Genomic DNA, 16,148 nt, shown 5'->3' with positions numbered 1-16,148 from the left:
ACTGATCAGTGAATAAGTGCAATTTCTTGTTTCAGTTCAGGTTGTACCCACACTAGATTCCAACTCATCTCAAAACTCACGCCATGCTCTGACATTACCATTGCCATGAGGATTACATTTGCCATCCCCTCTGCAGCATCCGGGGGAACGGCATTGCCCACATACTCTCTTGCCTTAGCATCGCTGCAACCGTCAATCTGAAACGGCCTACCGTCAAGCAAGTATTTCGGAAACCCTTGCAGACCGACCGCCAACTCATACGTTGTAAACGGCCTGTGCCAAGTCCCATCCACAGAAATGATCATCATTACACAACGCTCGTTATATTCCGGTATTCGCGGATCTGCAATAGCTGCATTACCGGAATGCACGTCTCCAGAACCTGTTACTGTAGTGCCCGTTTCATCCCACTTTTGTACACCATAAGATCCTGATCTCGGCTTGCATCCCAGTCTCGGATCATTAATCGATGCCGCGCCGCATTGAACGTCTGTCTGCCCAAGGACTGTATTTGCTGCTTCATCCCAGTCTTCCACTCGGAATGTTCCGGGATAGCGTTGACTCCTTGTATTCAGCCTCGGGTCTGCTACAGATGAAGCGGAATTCATTATCCTGGCTGCGCCTCTGACCGTCTTAGAGGTCTTATCCCAGTCCTGCACTCCATACACATCCACTCTGTTGTAATCACCATCGTAGTGATCCCCAGGGGTACGAGGATCGGCGATAGCTAATGCTCCACTACCAAATCTTGTTCCTGTTACGCAAGGGGCTGGTTCATCGCATCGCACAATCCGATAAACTCCGGGATGCCTTCCCTCTCGATCGTTGAGCCTTGGATCACCTACAGATAGTGCTCCATTGTTGGGACGCGCTGCGCCGGTTACTGTCGGGCTCACCTCATCATATTTTGACACACGGTATATAGTTGGGTGCGTGCCGTTCTTGAAGCCCGTTCTTGGGTCGTTTACCGCCGACAGGCCGTTACTCCTACCAACACCCGCGCCGCCCGTTACTGTTCTCCCTGGCTTATCCCATTCATCAACTGCCCATGCTCCGGCACGGGGTTCGTGTTCGAGCCTGTACTTTTCAAACTCAATGCCTTCAAGATCTCGCCAATCACCACCAGCCGGGATAAAGGCTAACCGTTCCCATGTCTTCCGCTGAAGCATTGGGAGGCGATTCATTGGTCCTCCGTTTACTTCATCCCCAGGCATCGGCAGGTGTCCTATTACATCACCGATAGTTTTCAAAGGCTTAACCTCTGGCTTATACACAAAGGCCGGCATGCGCTTCTCATTTCTGGCTATAAGCAAGTACCGCTTGCGATGTTGCCCTAATCCGCCGATTTCTCCGCAGTCGTGAGTTTCATCATTGACCGCATATCCGTATTTGATGAGAGTGTCCTTGATCTTTTTGAGGATGTGCTTCCCTCTCGTCATAATGCGCGGAACATTTTCAAGTAAGAACAGCGCAGGAAGTTCGCCGCCGTAATCCCGGCAGGCCCGCAAGGAGAGATCGATTCCTCGAATTGTTAAGAGATTCAGCGCCTGATACTTTTTGCTGCTGGCTGACTTCTCCGGGAGCAAACCACTGAACCCTTTACAAGGTGGTGAAGTGAAAATAACATCCGGAACTTCTTCGCCAAAAGCTTTCCAGATATCCCAAGCTTCCGCCTCATGCCAAACTGCTGGAGGCTCATCTACTCCGTGGAAATCAAGATATTGCTGTCGATTGAACAAATCCATTTGAACAGCCCTGCCTCCTGTAATCTGTTCGTAATTTCGGCAAACTATGGGATCGGAATCGATGCTGCATAGGCTGCGGAAGTGAGCGACTTTGTTCATGTACTCAGCTCTGGCCCCCTTGAACCCGAGCGCTCCCCCACCGATACCTCCGAATAAGTACGCTGCTGTATATTCTGTCTTCACTTGATCACCTCGGGTTCCGGTGTGGTCAATACATTCTCGTTAAGCACCAGCTGCAGTTGATTCGGATCATTATCAGCAGCCTTCAACTGCTCCATTTTCCATACTATCCGGGACAATTCACTCTTATCGTGCTCGTCCAGATATCTTTCAACATCTTGATTTATGAGCATTATGGATTCTTGATTAGGCATACCCTTCATGTTTACTCTTCCTTTCTCACGGTTATCACACATGCTTATCTCCGATCAGAACCGATAGCGTTGCAACATCTTTCGTCTCATGAACCCTATAGGGAAGTAATATGAGGTTTCGATCAGCAAAGTAGATCGGCGTCATAGGACCGTTAGTTGACACTGGTTCCGTATCATTGGTCATTTTCATATACTGTTCATTTACATAAGCGAAATGATCAGGGAACTGAATGACTCTAGCTTGAAGTTTATTTCCGAGATCCTTGATAAACGGGGCGACTTCGCCCTGTTCATTCTGTTTTTCTGGGATATAAATCTTCTCGAAGCTAATAGGCTTTTGTTTTTCGGTATCCTGGATCTGTCCGGCAAAGCAAGTTAATGTTTCTCCCTTCTCAGGTATTTTTAAAAAGATAGAGAAAAGCGCTATTAAGACTTCGGATGGTACTTCTTCTACTCTCAACAAGAAGTGTCGGTTCGTAATGAAATGTTGTTTCTCTTCCCGTGACCAGATCAAACTTCCACTCTTACCGGATGCTTTTATCTGTTTTGAAATTTCTTTCAAGTTTAGTCCGTTATTCATTCCTATACCTCCGTCCGGTAGGGTAATACAATACGATAATTACGTTCATCATCTGTTCCTCTAAACACGATGGGAGAGAACTTTCCTGTAAAAGTAATTGATATTTCATTTGTATTAATAGACTTCACTGCTTCCAAGACATATTTGCAGTTGAATGCAGTTGCGAAGGATTCTCCTTGAATTTCCAGAATGTCGATAAGTCGATTGGCTTTACCAACGCCTGACACATTTGCTTTAAGTTCAAGCATTTTCCCTACTGCCATTCTCACCATCTTGGTTTTGTCCACTTCCGCGATAATCCAAACAGCCTCTAATGCATCTAAAAACTGTTCTCTCTCCACCTTAACCTCAGATAGAATATTGTTAGGAATCAATCTATCCACATCTGGATATGCTCCCTCTAACACTCGTGAATAAAAAACAAATTTCGAAGTGTTCACGATTAATTTGGAATCAACAAGACGGATTGAAATGCGTTCTTTGGGTTCGATTATTTTCGTTAGTTCTTTCATAGTTTTTGCTCCAACTACAACCTGCATGTCCTGCAAGTTTTCTATGGTTCGAACAGATGATGAAAGCTTATGCCGGTTCGTACCGGTTACAGTGATTGTGTCTTCGTGAAATTTAAATCTCAGGCCCATTAGGATAGGGGTGGCCTCTTCAGTGGAAGCAGCATACTCTGTTTCCTCCACCAACCGGATGAGGGTTTCTCCTTCAATTTCAACAGTAGGTCCAGGTTGTTCGTTGATAAACTCCGGATATTCCTCGAAATCTAAGCTAGGAAGATCATAATCTCCACTTTTGCTTGTTATCTTGGTCTGCATGCGTTCCGATTCAATATCAATGACGCCTTTCATCTTTTTCACAATTTCAGCTATTCTCTTTCCGGGCATCGTGATCGTACCTGGTTCAATGAGTTGATAATCATCATCCGCAATTTTCGTTTGGAGGAATTGCACCCCATCACCGCCAGTAATGAAAAGACCTTCCGGTGTTGCTTGGATTAACACTTCCGACAAAATAGGAACGATATTTTTGGATGATATAAATTTCGTAGCCTGTTCAATCGGATTAGCTAAAATATGTTTATCAATTGATATTTTCATGTCTATCCTCCTGTGTTATGAGAATTGTCTCTACGGCGATTACGTCCGCCAACATGCAGCACTTCAACAAAAGGTTCAATCCGTTCAAATATACGTTCAACCTTCTTCTCGTTTTGACGCGGGTCCATAACCTTAGCATCCTTGACGTTTAATAAGTGTTGCTTTAATTCCTTCATTGATAAATTAGATGTGTAGATTGTAACTAACCTTTCCATGCGGCGCTGGAGGATAGGTCCAAGTATTTCGTCCCTTGTCCAAATAGTTAAGGCCTCCGCTCCGATATCATCCAAGATGAGCACGGTCACGTTCTGTAGCGCCTCTAGCTTTGACAGAACCGTTTCCGTCTTTGAACTAATCGCGTCCTTTGCCTCGGCCATAAAGTCCGGTACATAGACCATAGCAACGTCTATTCCCTGAGATGCCAGTTCTTGTGCAATCGCCCCGACAATCATGCTCTTCCCAACTCCGAACTGACCATGGAGATAAATGCCACGCTTAGTCTTTCCGGCTTTATAATTTGCACAGAATTCCATGCATTTTGTGATTGCTTTCACTCTGTACCCATCCGGTTCGATATCTTCAAAAGTTGCATTCACAATATGTTCTGGTATGAAATGGCTTTTGATCTTCTCCGTAACCTTCTGACGTTTCTCGTAGGAGAGAAGCAATGGGCATTTCTGGAGCCTAAAAATTAAGCCTTTGCCGTCCTTCGGATTCTCTTCTACAACGCTGCAATGCCCTATGTGGTCGTTCTGACATGATGATAATCCCTGACATGTCTTACAGTTATCCGAGACTGCGATATGCCGCGAAATTGATCCGTAATTTGTGGGGTGAGTCAACATGTCGGTTCGCCCAGGAAATTTTTCCTTTATGCGAATCACTTCCGGATGTTCCTCAAGTTTTTTCATTACTTGAGCTTGGAATTCTGCGAATCCTTTCGGAATTAATTTCTTAAGTTCATCGCCCATGCTTTCCATCAAGCCTCAACTCCGCGTTTGGCTTTTAGTTTCTCAAGTGTCTTACGATACTCATCTTGGCTGATTTCAGGAACGCTTTCCTCATGCGCTACCGTATTGGAAGACTTGTCCTCTTGCTTGGCAAGCAGTCCATAAATTGCTCCTTCGCAGTAACCCAGGCTTTTGATTGAGTCTTTTTTATGCTTGGGCTTGAATTTGTCGAATGATTGATTGATACCGTCAAGAGCTATTGTCAAGGGCACTCCATCGGCAATGAGTTCGCTTATGAATGCCTCATCCTTGATGGTAATAATCAGCCCACTACCTTTACGATCGAGGTAACGACTTGAAACTGTATTACGATACTCTAATTCAGCAGCTTTCCGGTTGGAGTCGGAATCCCCGGCAGGAACGGCATCCTGGCTAACTGGTTTAATTTCGTTTTGAGATTCTTGATTCATGATTGAGCCCTCCTTTAAACAACAACTATTACTACTGTCTTTAATATTGTTTTTAAAAGAACTGTCTTTAGAGACCTCCTCCGCCTTAGAGCCGCAAGGGTTTGAAGCACCTTCAACTTCATCTTTTGTGAAGTTTTCTTCTTCAATAACTTCATCTTTTGTGAAGTCAGGGTTCACATTTTGTGAAGTTTCATCTTCTTGTTCTGGTTCTGAAAAGTTCACGTTTTGTGAAGTTTTTCGTTTCAAATTCAGATGGATAAGCGCATTAAAACGTTCAGATTCCCAGCCCACGACAGGGGTAATTTGCCAAAGATCGTAGTCCTTATTTATAGAAAATAGCTTTTCTTTCCTGTCCCAATTGATTACATTCGCGTTCTCCAGATGCTTAAGTTCACTTTTAATGTGGGTCGCCGGTACTCCGCAAATCTCAAAATCTTTTAATTTCGATATGTGTGCTACTTTGAGATTGCATCCATAGGACATCCTCCAGACGAACAGCAGGATGTCCTTCTGACGCTTCGTGAAGTTCCGGCGTATCAGTTCATTTATTAAATCATTGGCAAGCCTGACATAGCCCTTCTCTGGCTGCGTGTCCGCCAATCACCTCACCTCTCCTGCCGAACCAGTTGACCGTATAAAAAGGCTGTGATACGATAAATTAAATATATTTTGATTTGATTTTAAATGGCCGCGTCCCTCAACGTGGTCATTTTTATTTCAATACCTTCGATTAACGCCTCTAATTCTCTCGCTGCATCTCTCAGTTGCCCACTAGCTTGATCGATTAAATTTGGAACATCTCCAATAACACGAATAAATTTACGCAAAGATCTGATGCGAATCTCTATGCTGCGCTTGCGAAAAAGTGCGTCTATGATTTCGGTTTCAGACGGATTGAGATCCAAACGAACAAGGTCAACTCGAAGCGATCCGTCATTCAGGCTATCATGCAAGATTGCCACTGCTTCAAAATGAAACTCTGCTTGTTGTGTCATTTCAAACTGCTCGCCTAAGGCGATAACGGGGATGCTAAATTCTTGCATCTCTACGCCTCCCTAGTTTGTAAAAAAATCTCCAGGATATTAATTTCCCGATCTATTTCGGCAGATTGCAATCCTCGCCCAATAAAGTTTTGAAGTTGATTCATTCTCTTCCATGCATCATGGCGCTGTTTCAGGCGTTCATCCGTCATCACATGTAGTCCTCCGGTTGAAATTTCTGGACAAATTCAATTGCGTCCTCGAAATCAATTCGCCGAAGATGACTATATTTGGCTACACTGAACTGTTCTTTCAATTTACTCCATATTGTTCGCCGATATTTTCCGACCATTTCTTTAAATTTCATGTCCGAGTCTTTAAACCGGTGTTTGGTCAGCTCATTTGATCTCAATCTGACTACTGCCTGCATCTGATCACATTCAGCATCGATCAGCGTAACGCTATCGCGAACCTCCTGAACCATGATCTGGCATTCTTCAAATTTTTCACTTACATCAAGTTTCATTTCTTGGATATTCTCATGCATTTGCTTCATTTCTTCAAACATCATCCGCACAGCAGCGCCTTGCGCTTCAGATTGCTTCAACTGGTTTTCCAGCATAGCCAATGTATTACCTTGATTAATTAATGACATCTGCCTCTACCACCCTTCTGCCGTTTACAGCCGGCCGCATTTGATCGATAAATGTTTGAAGCATGTCCAGGCTCTCGTTAAAGCGCTTTTTCTCACTGCTCGATGCCGAAGCTACGGACCCAAGGTTTAGAGTAGTAACAGCTGCCTTCTGCAGGAACTGCTTCACATGGATACTTAACTGAACTGTGTTCGAATCCGCCTCATAACGCAGCTTCTTTAACTGAGCCATTTTCTGTTGTTCATCCAGATCCTCAGGTTGCTGAAGTTTCAACGTCTCCAGTTCCTCTTGAATTCTTTTATAACCGGCATTAAGATCACGCACTTTCTGAGATTCTGCTTCAATATCCTTTTTCCACTTCACGTCACGCGCTTTAAGTGCCGCCTGAGCTTCTTTGTCCTTCTGAGCAATAAATACCTCATTCTCTTCTTGCTGTCGCTCTATGGCGGCGTTAACCGCCTCTTCGAGTTGATCAGCAGGTATAAAGTCCTTGTATTGCTTTCTAAGGTTCTCTTTCTCCTTCTCTGCGGCCTCAGCTCGAGCATTTGCTTCCGCAGCAGCCTTTTCAGCTGCTTCCATACGTTCCTTGGTTTGAGTAAAAGCTTTATGAGTGCTGATAAGTCCGGCATCAAGCTCTTGGATGATTTCAGCCGTAGCATGTTCGGCAATGAATTTTGCCTTATCGTAATTACGGCCACTGCCAAATCCGGCTTGTTCAGCGACAATATCCCTGACTTGGCCTTTTTCTCCCTCAGGCAAATTTTCCTTATCGGGTGCAGTCATTCGTTCCTTGGCCTTGATCCGTTCTAACTCTTCAATTTTTTTCCCGTAAGCGATTCGCTCCGAAAAAGTAAAATCCCGACGATGCTCATTCTCGCTGATTTCCAGTTGTAAATGATGGGCATAATTACGCACATCCATTACGTTCACTGCCACCTCTTGTCTCCTCAGGTGCTGATGCGCTCTCAACCGCCGTTCTCCGGCAATTAATTGATAATCTGATGTTACGACAATGGGATTGATTAAACCGTTCTCTGCAATGTCCTGGGCCAGTTCTTCGATGCCTGAAAAGTCTTGCCGGATACGATCCGTTACTTTGATCTTGCTGATATCAATGAGCAAGCTAATTCCCCTTTCCTAAAGTACTGGTAAGCAATAACTCTCCAAGCGGTTAAGTGTCACTCTTTGAGGCTTAGCCTCACGATGCTGAAGCATTGTCTTTAGCTCCAGCGTTTTCGCCCGAGCAAGACCGGCTTCTCTCAAAGCGACTTTGTCTCCCTCTGCCAACCCTGCGGCTACTACTCTTGATAGAGCTTCATAAGCAATCTGTAAATCTTGTTTCAATCGAATTCTCCTTTCGGGTATAAAACTCTATGTTTTGGTCATTATTGCTTATGGGGGATATTTAAGAGCTGCAACTGGCCTTCTCTTGCTTCTCTATCCAATCAATTAAAGTTGATTTTTGTATCCGACGAACTTTGCGAACTTTGATGCTTGGAATATCCCCCTCTTTACACCAGCGATAAACAGTGTTCCGAGTAACCCCTAAGTAATCAGCTACCTGTTCGGGCGTGCAAATTTCTGGTAAATCTTCAGATCGCATTTCAAATCCCCACCTCTAATTATTTTTAGAGTTTTGTTCAAAAAAAAGGATATCGCTGAGATTACATTCTAAAAAGTCAACAATCAGCACTAATTGACGCAATCTCATTTCTTCAGGTTTCAATTCCATTTTGGCATACGTGCTTGGGTGTACATCAAGTAGTTCCGCAAGATCTTGTTTACTTTTGAAACGCTTTACCCTCCACTCTCTTAAGGTTTTTTTGTTGTCTATCCCTCCGTTTAAATTGATGTCCGCAATCTTACTCGATTCATTTGCGGTTTCAGTATTTATATGCATTCTGCCTACCTCCCTCCGCTAACCAAATCGTATTCTAAATTTATTTAGATGTCAACGCTAAATTACAATACATCTAATAATAATTAGATTTTTTGTGGAATAATTAGATTTTACATGGTATGATAAATAAAAAACAATGAGGTATGAAACGTGAAAACAATAGCTTTCGCCACTAATCTAACAAAGTTTAGAGAAGCTCGGGGTTTATCTAAATCGGAATTAGGTCGGAGAATCGGAGTTTCCGATGTTTCTATCGGATATTGGGAATCAGGAAAAAGTGAACCTAAAATGGGTTCGGTGCAACAACTGGCAGATGCTTTAGGAGTAACTTTGGAGGAGCTTGTATATGAGTCTTCTGAAAAGTCTATTGATTTACCAGTAAACGCTATTAAAATCAAACCTAAATCCCACCTAATACCTTTATATGGATCTATTGCTGCGGGACTACCTCTTGAAATGCTGCCTGTTGAAGAATACATAGAAGTCCCTGAAGAAATCGGAAAAAACCATCCTGATGCCTTTTTACTAAAAGTGAATGGAGATAGCATGAACCGTATTATCCCAAATGGGGCATACGCATTAATAAGTCCTTCATCTGTAGAAAACATTTCCAATGGAGATGTAGTTGTAATTCAAGTAAACGGTTATGATGCTACACTAAAAAGATTTTATCGCCTACAAAATACAGTTGTTCTTGAACCTGATAGCTATAACCCTGATTTTGTTGCTCAGAACTTTACTGGTCCTGATTTGGAAAGTTTAAGGATCGTGGGGAAAATGGTTTGGTATATGTCTCCTCCTAATACCAAATATTAATTATTATTTATTTGAAAGGAGGTGAAATTAAATGGCTAGAAAACCAAAAGAACCTTTAAAGTATCCAGGTGTTCGAGAGAAAGATGGAAGATTCACCTATCGCTACAGCATCCCTGGAACCAGTAAAACAGGGAGAAAGCAAAAGGAGACACCTAGTTTCCCTACAGCCAAACAAGCATACGAAGCCGGTATTCGCATTAAAGCTGAATTGCTTAACGGCGTGTACTTCGAAGAAAAAAACATATTATTTGATGATTTTGCTACTGAGTGGCTTACTATGTACGCAGCACCAGGAAAAGTAAAGAATTCTACTGTCGACATCCGAAGATGGGAGTTAAAAAAATGTTCGTCTTATTTTGGTAATAAGAAGATAGGTGATATCACAAAATTAGACTATCAAAAGATGCTTGATGACCAGAAAAACAAAGGTGCTGCGAAGAATACAATATCCCTATTAAACACAACTTGTAGAATGCTCTTTAAAAAGGCGGTTGATTTAGGGATAATTAAAAACAACCCTACTAATGGTGCTGAGCTTCCAGCGTACACATTGACTGTAGAAGATTTAGAAAACAAAACCGAATTACCTCATTATCTTGAAAGAGACGAATTATCCAAGCTCTTAACTATTATTAAGATTCAGGGGGAATTGCAAGATTACAACCTTTTCTTTTTACTAGCGTATACGGGTATGCGAATAGGCGAATTGGCAGCATTAAAAACAAAAGATATTAATAAAGTCGAAGGTTTTATTTCCATTACCAAAACAATTTACATGAAGGGCAGTGCTACTGAATTTTCCCTCAACACACCGAAGACTAAATCATCTCACCGCGAAGTTGAAATTACGCCTAATGTTTTGTCTGTATTGGAAAATCAATTAGCTTGGCGCAATGAATTCAAAATGTCTCGCAGAAAAGAATATTACGATAAAGACGATTTTGTGTTTGTGAACAACAAAAACTTGCCAGGCTACCCTTTGAATATAATTTCGGTTGGCAAAAGATTTAAAGATTACTTGGAACTCGCAAAGCTTCCCTCGAACTTATCACCCCATAGTTTACGTCATACTCATGTTTCATTATTGGCTGAAATTGGAATAGATATTGAGACAATCCAGGAGAGATTAGGCCATAGCAACGCTGCGGTTACTAGGCGAATTTACTTACATGTGACTAAGAAAAGAAAGAAAGATGCCCCTATAAAATTCGATCTATTCATGAACAGAATATAATTGTGGGGAATCTGTGGGTAAAATGATAAATCTCCCTTATTCTATAAGGTGAATTTATCACAGATTTCATGATAAATGTCACAGGCGCCCATTATGAAAAAAGACGAAACCCGTGATCAGTGATCATCAGGATTTCGTCTTTGGATCATATCAAGAATAAAAACGTTTAGTAAGTCCACCAGTTGCCGGACATCACGATCATGGAGAACAGCTTGATGCTGTCTTCATAATAATCCTCTGCCGCGCTGCCTGACGTATGGCTCCAGAGTGAATTCAGCCAGCTCTGGTTCCCTGATGAGGTCATTGCGCTTACACCGAACGGTGCATAGAACGCACCGCTGTTGTAGCTGCCAAAGGTGGTTCCGTTCAGCTTGTAGCCGTCCTTGATGTTGCCCGGAGTACTGCTTACCTTGGTCTTGATCCAGCTGTTTAACTGATTCAGCTGTGACAAGGCGCGGTTATCGCCTGTGAGCAAATAATCGGTGGTAATCCGCCATGGTGTGCGGCATGAGTTGTAGTTATAATGGCCGTCGTTAGCATCCTCCAGAAAATTCGCTGCGGCCGGTTTGTAGGTATTGCTCGAGTAGACTACGAAATCCGGCAGCAGGCCAGTGGTAGAGCTATAACCGGTATAGAGGCTGTTAATAATCGTATAGGTCTTATCCGTTACATTCTGCCAGCGCGCATCCCCGGTAGCGGACTGGAAGGCCTTCAAATGGCTGAGCATGAAATCGGAAGGACGGGTTGCTGTATTGTATGAACCGCTGTTCGCCCAGTCCCCCAGGCGGATGGTCCACTGGGTCTGATTGATCTCATTATCCATGATTGCATTAATGATGCTGGTTGCTGCCTGCAAATAGTTAACTGATCCCGTGCTTCCCCATTGTCTGTGAGCCAGCAGCAGCGAGTACGCAATATCCATATCACCGTCCGTTGCGGAATCCTCGCCTTCGATATTCTGGAAGCTGCTGTTCTGTTTCCAGGACATCAGATAAGGATTGATGGAGCTTGGATGTGCTGTGTAATAATTGTAGAGTCCATTATAGTACGTCTGCGCATTGGTGTCGTAACCGGCCATCAGGACAGTGAACAGCATGCCGTAGCCATGCGCTTCGGAGACGGTCTCCCCGTCTGAATTATATTTGACATAATATTTGCCTGTCCCGGCCGGTTTGAGATAAGCGCCTTTCCAGGCATCCCATTTAGTCTTAACCGCATTATCCATAACCGTCTGTGTGACATTATTCGGTTTGATGGTTCCGGCCGTATAAGTCGTATGCTGCGGGAACGGTTTGTTCACTGCGGCGAAAGCGGACCCGGCAGGCAGGATAAAGAGCGCCAGACAAAGAAGCATCAGACTTTTCCAGTGCAGCTTGCGTTTCCCTTGCTTATTCATAACGCATTCACTCCTCATGATTTGGTGGATATGGCTTCGAATCCATTGCAATCACAAACGAACTGCCGTAGGAAAAGTTCACCCCCTCACATAGAGTATCCGCCTAACTGTCGCCGGGCTAAAGTTAAAGCGCTTTAACTTTAGCCCCAAAAAAATAATTATTCCTGTAAAAATTGTATTTAAGAACATATTTAATATATTATTCCAGAGAGTTCGTGTCAATGAGCATATGGTCCTGCGTATTACATGTCTATGAAGATATACGCAGGGGGCAGGGGGATGAGCCTGCCTGTCTTCTGCCCTTCTGTCCTCGCCCCGGCAAAAAGCCCTCCCGGTCGTGGATTATCCACCAACTGGGAGGGCTAAGTATTAATAAGTCTATGCTTCTGTGGCGATCAGGCTAGTCCACATCAGGCATCATATGCTCCGCAATCAGCTGCTGCTTGCGGTTCCACAGCTGCTCGCTGAGATTCACGCGGAATACTTCAGGGTTCAGCTTACGCAGGTACTCCGGCCAGAACAAATCAAGCTGCTCCTGATGGTAGCGGCGGATCTCGTTCAGATCCGGCAGCTGATAGACCTGGAAGCCGTTCACCACAATCGGCTCCAGCATCGGCAGCGCCTCGTAGTGCTCCACATGTTTTCTCATATACGGATGCAGCGGATTGAACAGCTTGAGCCGGACACCGTTACGCGGCGCCTCTTCCCCGGAGAAGCTGATGTAATCCGCCAAAGCTTTGCCGTTCTGCCCGATAATGCGGTAAACGGCCTTTTTGCCGGGAGTCGATACCTTCTCGGGATTGGAGGAAATCTTGATTGTTGGAATCATCTCTCCGCTTGGAGATTCAATCTCGACCAGCTTGTAGACTCCGCCCAGAGAAGGCTGATCGGAAGCTGTAATCAGCTGGGTTCCAACCCCCCAAGTATCAATAGCCGCGCCTTGCGACTTCAAGTTCATGATCGTGTTCTCATCCAGGTCATTGGAGGCAACGATCTTCACATACTGCAGGCCGGCTTCATCAAGCATTTGCCGGGCTTTGCGGGACAGATAGGCCAAGTCACCGCTGTCGAGCCGGATGCCGTTCATCCGTTTGCCCTGCGCCTCCAGCTTCTTGGCAGTATTTATTGCATTCGGCACACCGCTGCGCAGGGTATCGAAGGTATCGACTAGCAGGGTAACGCCGTCCGGCATGACTCTGGCGTAAGCGTCGAAGGCTTCCTGTTCGCTCGGGAAGCTCTGCACCCAGGAATGGGCATGGGTGCCCTTCGTAGGAATGCCGAACATTTTGCCGGCCAGCATGTTGGAGGTCGCATGGAAGCCACCCACATACGCTGCACGGGCTCCCCATACGGCCGCATCTGCTTCCTGCGCACGCCGCGTCCCGAATTCAAGCAGCGTATCATTCGGAGCCACCTGCTTGATCCGGGAGGCCTTGGTCGCAATCAGCGTCTGGTAGTTCATGAAGTTCAGGATGGCTGTCTCCACCAGCTGAGCCTCCATAATCGTGCCTTCCACGCGGATCAGCGGCTCATCCGGGAAGACAAGCGCGCCTTCCTTCATCGAATGAATGCTGCCCTGGAAATGGAACTGCAGCAGCTCCTCCAGAAACGCCGGGGCATAATTCTCCTCCTGCTCCGACAAGTAGCGGATATCATCCTCTGTAAACCGCAGTTCAGCGATATACTGGGCGATCCGCTCCAGGCCTGCAAATACCGCGAACCCGTTGCCGAACGGCAGCTTGCGGAAATAAGCTTCAAACACAGCCCGGCGTTTGTGTGTGCCGTTAACCCAATGGGCGTACATCATATTAATCTGATATTTGTCTGTATGTAGAGCAAGTTCTCTCCTCAAGTCCTCATCTCCTAATAGTTGCACTGCTGTAGCGGGATCTGCAGTTGCTGTTGTGTTATATAATCCAAATTTCCCCTTCGTTCCTTACAGCTTTTGATATTATCTACGTTCAATTATATTTTTATCTATGTGGAAGCGACCACCTTCGCTCCGAGGCTGCCCCGGAAATGTCCCAGCGCCCAAGTGTGGCCGTCCGGGTTGAAGCTGGCTACCGCATCCTCGTGAACAATAATGCTGAATCCCAGATTGTACGCATCTACTGCCGTATGCAGCACACAGATATCCGTACATACTCCGATCAGGTGCAGCTCGGTAATGCCGCGTTCACGCAGCTTCAGCGCCAGATCCGTGCCGCTAAAAGCGCTGTAACGGGTTTTGTCCATCCAATAGATGGCTTCGCGGTTCGCTTCGTATACGGCCTTCAGGCTGCCGTAGAGCTCACGCCCCTGACTGCCCCGCAGATTATGCGGCGGGAATAACTTACTCTCCGGATGATATGGATCATCTGCTTCATGCAAATCTACAGCCATCACAACATAATCCCCGCTCTGCACGAACTGTTCCGTGAGCTGGCTAACCCTTGGTGCAATGTCGATACCGGGCTGCCCAACCGGCAGACTTCCGTCAATGAAATCATTGGTGAAATCAATTACGATGAGTGCTCTCATAAGCAGACCGCCTCCTAAAAGTGTTGTGAGCTTAAGCTTTCCTGCAGCTTAGGTATAAATCGATAATAAAGGTTCATGGTCCGTGAACATATAGAGCTGTGCCGGACGCTGGGAGTATTGATTGGAGCTGAGCGGATTGCCCGCTTCATCACTTACTTCCTTTAATATACCCTGCCGGCTGCGTGTTGACGTAATTTTACGGATAAAATTCGGTTCTTTGAATTCAGGCACGACCGTCTGGATCACCTGATACAGCTCACTCAGTGTGAAATGGCGCGGCAGAAACTGCCGTGCAATCGTAGTCTGCAGCATTTGCTGCTGAATCCGCAGATAAGCATCGGTAATAATATCATGGTGGTCAAAAGCCAGCTCCAGCTCCTCCAGCGCTTCCTGCAGGGTGAACAGGCCAACCTCACCTGCATCATCAGAGGCCTGCCGCTGCTCCAGCATCCACTCCTCGACCAGTGCAAAAAACGCATGGCTGATGATCCAGCCGCGCGGATCGCGCCCCGGCTTGCTGTAGACACCGAGATATTCCAAATGGCCGCCGTCTACGCCGGTCTCTTCCTTCAGCTCGCGCGTAGCCGCATCATAGATCGATTCATCTTCCTGGCAAAAGCCGCCCGGCAAGGCCCACATGCCTGCATAGGGCCATTTCTTGCGCCGGATCAGCATAACTTTCAGCTCCCGCAGCGGGAGTGTCTTCGTGACCGTCTTCCGTTCGCGTTTGGTCAGCGTAAACATGACAATATCCGCCGGAACGCCGTCCGGAGTGCGGTATTTTTTGGCGTTATAGGTTTGTTCCACGTTCTCGCTCACTTTAGATCATCCTTTGCCGCAGCTATATTTGCTGTTCGTATCTTTTAATGTACCAAACCTGTCCTCTTAAAATCAACCGCAGTTCGCGCTATATATGAAAAAGGGACGGATTCTCATCCGCCCCGGGGGTATTCAATTAGTCACCGCAAGTGGATGGAGGCGCTTCTGTGCCTGCTTCCACATTGATTTTGTCCGAGACGGTATCCCTGATGACGGAGATGACCAGCTGCAGCAGGTAGTTAATGTCGCTCTGGCTCTGCTGGAACTCATTCACGACCGGAATACTGTCGATTTCATCCTGCAGCACTTCGATTTCCTGTTCAATCTTGGCGACCATTGCCTGATTCTTGAAGCTCTCAAAGGCCACAATCTCCTTCTGCTTCTTCTTAATGGTAGCTATCAAACCCTGCACACGATCGTGATTCAGAATCTTCTGCTCGGCCTGCTGGAAATGCCGGACCTCTTCACTGGTGGAGATGAGTGTAGCCAGCTCCTTCGCTTTGCCCATAATATCCTCTCTTACGATTAAATCACGGGTGTTGTGGGTCTGCATGCCGTATTCATTCAAACGCGCTTCTTCCTGGCTCATTCTTCTCGCCCCATTT

The 16,148-nt window shown here is 45.5% G+C and carries 20 protein-coding genes; 2 read left to right on the top strand and 18 right to left on the bottom strand.

Features of this window, described 5'->3' with window-relative positions:
* Positions 1-5 precede the first annotated feature (5 nt).
* From NYE33_RS20305 to NYE33_RS20245, 13 genes are all read right to left on the bottom strand, one after another.
* Entirely contained in the window at positions 6-1,928 is a 1,923-nt protein-coding gene (locus NYE33_RS20305) for a DNA cytosine methyltransferase (protein WP_341067196.1), read from the bottom strand.
* A complete protein-coding gene (locus NYE33_RS20300; protein WP_179093439.1) occupies positions 1,925-2,098 on the bottom strand; it encodes a hypothetical protein in 174 nt (57 codons plus the stop codon). Before NYE33_RS20300 ends, NYE33_RS20305 begins: the two co-directional genes overlap by 4 nt.
* Positions 2,099-2,153: 55 nt before the next feature.
* Positions 2,154-2,699, bottom strand: a complete 546-nt coding sequence (locus NYE33_RS20295) for a hypothetical protein (RefSeq protein ID WP_042136358.1) — start codon at positions 2,697-2,699, stop codon at positions 2,154-2,156.
* Positions 2,700-2,701: 2 nt separating this feature from the next.
* Positions 2,702-3,805: a DNA polymerase III subunit beta gene (gene dnaN / locus NYE33_RS20290; protein ID WP_076242895.1), complete on the bottom strand. Its 1,104-nt coding sequence runs from the start codon at positions 3,803-3,805 to the stop codon at positions 2,702-2,704.
* A 2-nt stretch (positions 3,806-3,807) separates the two neighbouring features.
* The gene (locus NYE33_RS20285) at positions 3,808-4,785 is read right to left on the bottom strand and encodes an ATP-binding protein (protein WP_076242894.1); all 978 of its coding nucleotides are present in this window, start codon (positions 4,783-4,785) and stop codon (positions 3,808-3,810) included.
* Complete coding sequence (locus NYE33_RS20280) at positions 4,785-5,825, bottom strand: replication protein (protein WP_076242893.1); 1,041 nt, start codon at positions 5,823-5,825, stop codon at positions 4,785-4,787. Before NYE33_RS20280 ends, NYE33_RS20285 begins: the two co-directional genes overlap by 1 nt.
* 80 nt (positions 5,826-5,905) lie before the next feature.
* Positions 5,906-6,268 carry a hypothetical protein gene (locus NYE33_RS20275; RefSeq protein ID WP_076242892.1) on the bottom strand — a complete coding sequence of 121 codons (363 nt, stop codon included), beginning with the start codon at positions 6,266-6,268 and terminating at the stop codon, positions 5,906-5,908.
* A gap of 2 nt (positions 6,269-6,270) precedes the next feature.
* Positions 6,271-6,420 carry a hypothetical protein gene (locus NYE33_RS20270; RefSeq protein WP_179093438.1) on the bottom strand — a complete coding sequence of 50 codons (150 nt, stop codon included), beginning with the start codon at positions 6,418-6,420 and terminating at the stop codon, positions 6,271-6,273.
* Positions 6,417-6,860 (bottom strand): ORF6C domain-containing protein, encoded by a 444-nt coding sequence (locus NYE33_RS20265; RefSeq protein ID WP_076242891.1) that lies wholly within the window; start codon positions 6,858-6,860, stop codon positions 6,417-6,419. Before NYE33_RS20265 ends, NYE33_RS20270 begins: the two co-directional genes overlap by 4 nt.
* The gene (locus NYE33_RS20260; protein WP_076242890.1) at positions 6,847-7,980 is read right to left on the bottom strand and encodes a ParB N-terminal domain-containing protein; all 1,134 of its coding nucleotides are present in this window, start codon (positions 7,978-7,980) and stop codon (positions 6,847-6,849) included. The genes NYE33_RS20265 and NYE33_RS20260 overlap by 14 nt, the downstream gene beginning before the upstream one ends.
* A gap of 15 nt (positions 7,981-7,995) precedes the next feature.
* The gene (locus NYE33_RS20255) at positions 7,996-8,202 is read right to left on the bottom strand and encodes a hypothetical protein (RefSeq protein WP_076242889.1); all 207 of its coding nucleotides are present in this window, start codon (positions 8,200-8,202) and stop codon (positions 7,996-7,998) included.
* 61 nt (positions 8,203-8,263) lie between these two features.
* Entirely contained in the window at positions 8,264-8,461 is a 198-nt protein-coding gene (locus tag NYE33_RS20250; RefSeq protein ID WP_076242888.1) for a helix-turn-helix domain-containing protein, read from the bottom strand.
* Between the two features lie 15 nt (positions 8,462-8,476).
* Positions 8,477-8,758: a helix-turn-helix transcriptional regulator gene (locus tag NYE33_RS20245; protein WP_076242887.1), complete on the bottom strand. Its 282-nt coding sequence runs from the start codon at positions 8,756-8,758 to the stop codon at positions 8,477-8,479.
* 150 nt (positions 8,759-8,908) lie between these two features.
* Between NYE33_RS20245 and NYE33_RS20240 the strand changes: the two genes are divergently transcribed.
* Positions 8,909-9,574, top strand: a complete 666-nt coding sequence (locus NYE33_RS20240) for a helix-turn-helix domain-containing protein (RefSeq protein WP_083705271.1) — start codon at positions 8,909-8,911, stop codon at positions 9,572-9,574.
* A 31-nt stretch (positions 9,575-9,605) separates the two neighbouring features.
* Positions 9,606-10,808, top strand: a complete 1,203-nt coding sequence (locus NYE33_RS20235; protein WP_341067188.1) for a tyrosine-type recombinase/integrase — start codon at positions 9,606-9,608, stop codon at positions 10,806-10,808.
* Positions 10,809-10,974: 166 nt separating this feature from the next.
* Here NYE33_RS20235 and NYE33_RS20230 read toward each other — a convergent pair whose 3' ends face one another.
* From NYE33_RS20230 to NYE33_RS20210, 5 genes are all read right to left on the bottom strand, one after another.
* A complete protein-coding gene (locus NYE33_RS20230) occupies positions 10,975-12,204 on the bottom strand; it encodes a glycosyl hydrolase family 8 (protein WP_076242885.1) in 1,230 nt (409 codons plus the stop codon).
* Positions 12,205-12,604: 400 nt separating this feature from the next.
* A complete protein-coding gene (locus NYE33_RS20225; protein ID WP_076242884.1) occupies positions 12,605-14,056 on the bottom strand; it encodes a nicotinate phosphoribosyltransferase in 1,452 nt (483 codons plus the stop codon).
* Between the two features lie 125 nt (positions 14,057-14,181).
* The gene (locus tag NYE33_RS20220) at positions 14,182-14,724 is read right to left on the bottom strand and encodes a cysteine hydrolase family protein (protein ID WP_042137965.1); all 543 of its coding nucleotides are present in this window, start codon (positions 14,722-14,724) and stop codon (positions 14,182-14,184) included.
* Between the two features lie 48 nt (positions 14,725-14,772).
* Positions 14,773-15,543 carry an NUDIX domain-containing protein gene (locus NYE33_RS20215; protein ID WP_039304691.1) on the bottom strand — a complete coding sequence of 257 codons (771 nt, stop codon included), beginning with the start codon at positions 15,541-15,543 and terminating at the stop codon, positions 14,773-14,775.
* 136 nt (positions 15,544-15,679) lie between these two features.
* On the bottom strand, positions 15,680-16,132 hold the full coding sequence (locus NYE33_RS20210; protein WP_039304693.1) for a RicAFT regulatory complex protein RicA family protein: 453 nt from the start codon (positions 16,130-16,132) through the stop codon (positions 15,680-15,682).
* Between the last annotated feature and the right edge of the window lie 16 nt (positions 16,133-16,148).

The organism is Paenibacillus sp. FSL R10-2199 (genome assembly GCF_038000235.1).
GTDB classification, from domain to species: domain Bacteria; phylum Bacillota; class Bacilli; order Paenibacillales; family Paenibacillaceae; genus Paenibacillus_AQ; species Paenibacillus_AQ phytohabitans.
This window is presented reverse-complemented; position numbering and strand designations above follow the sequence as displayed.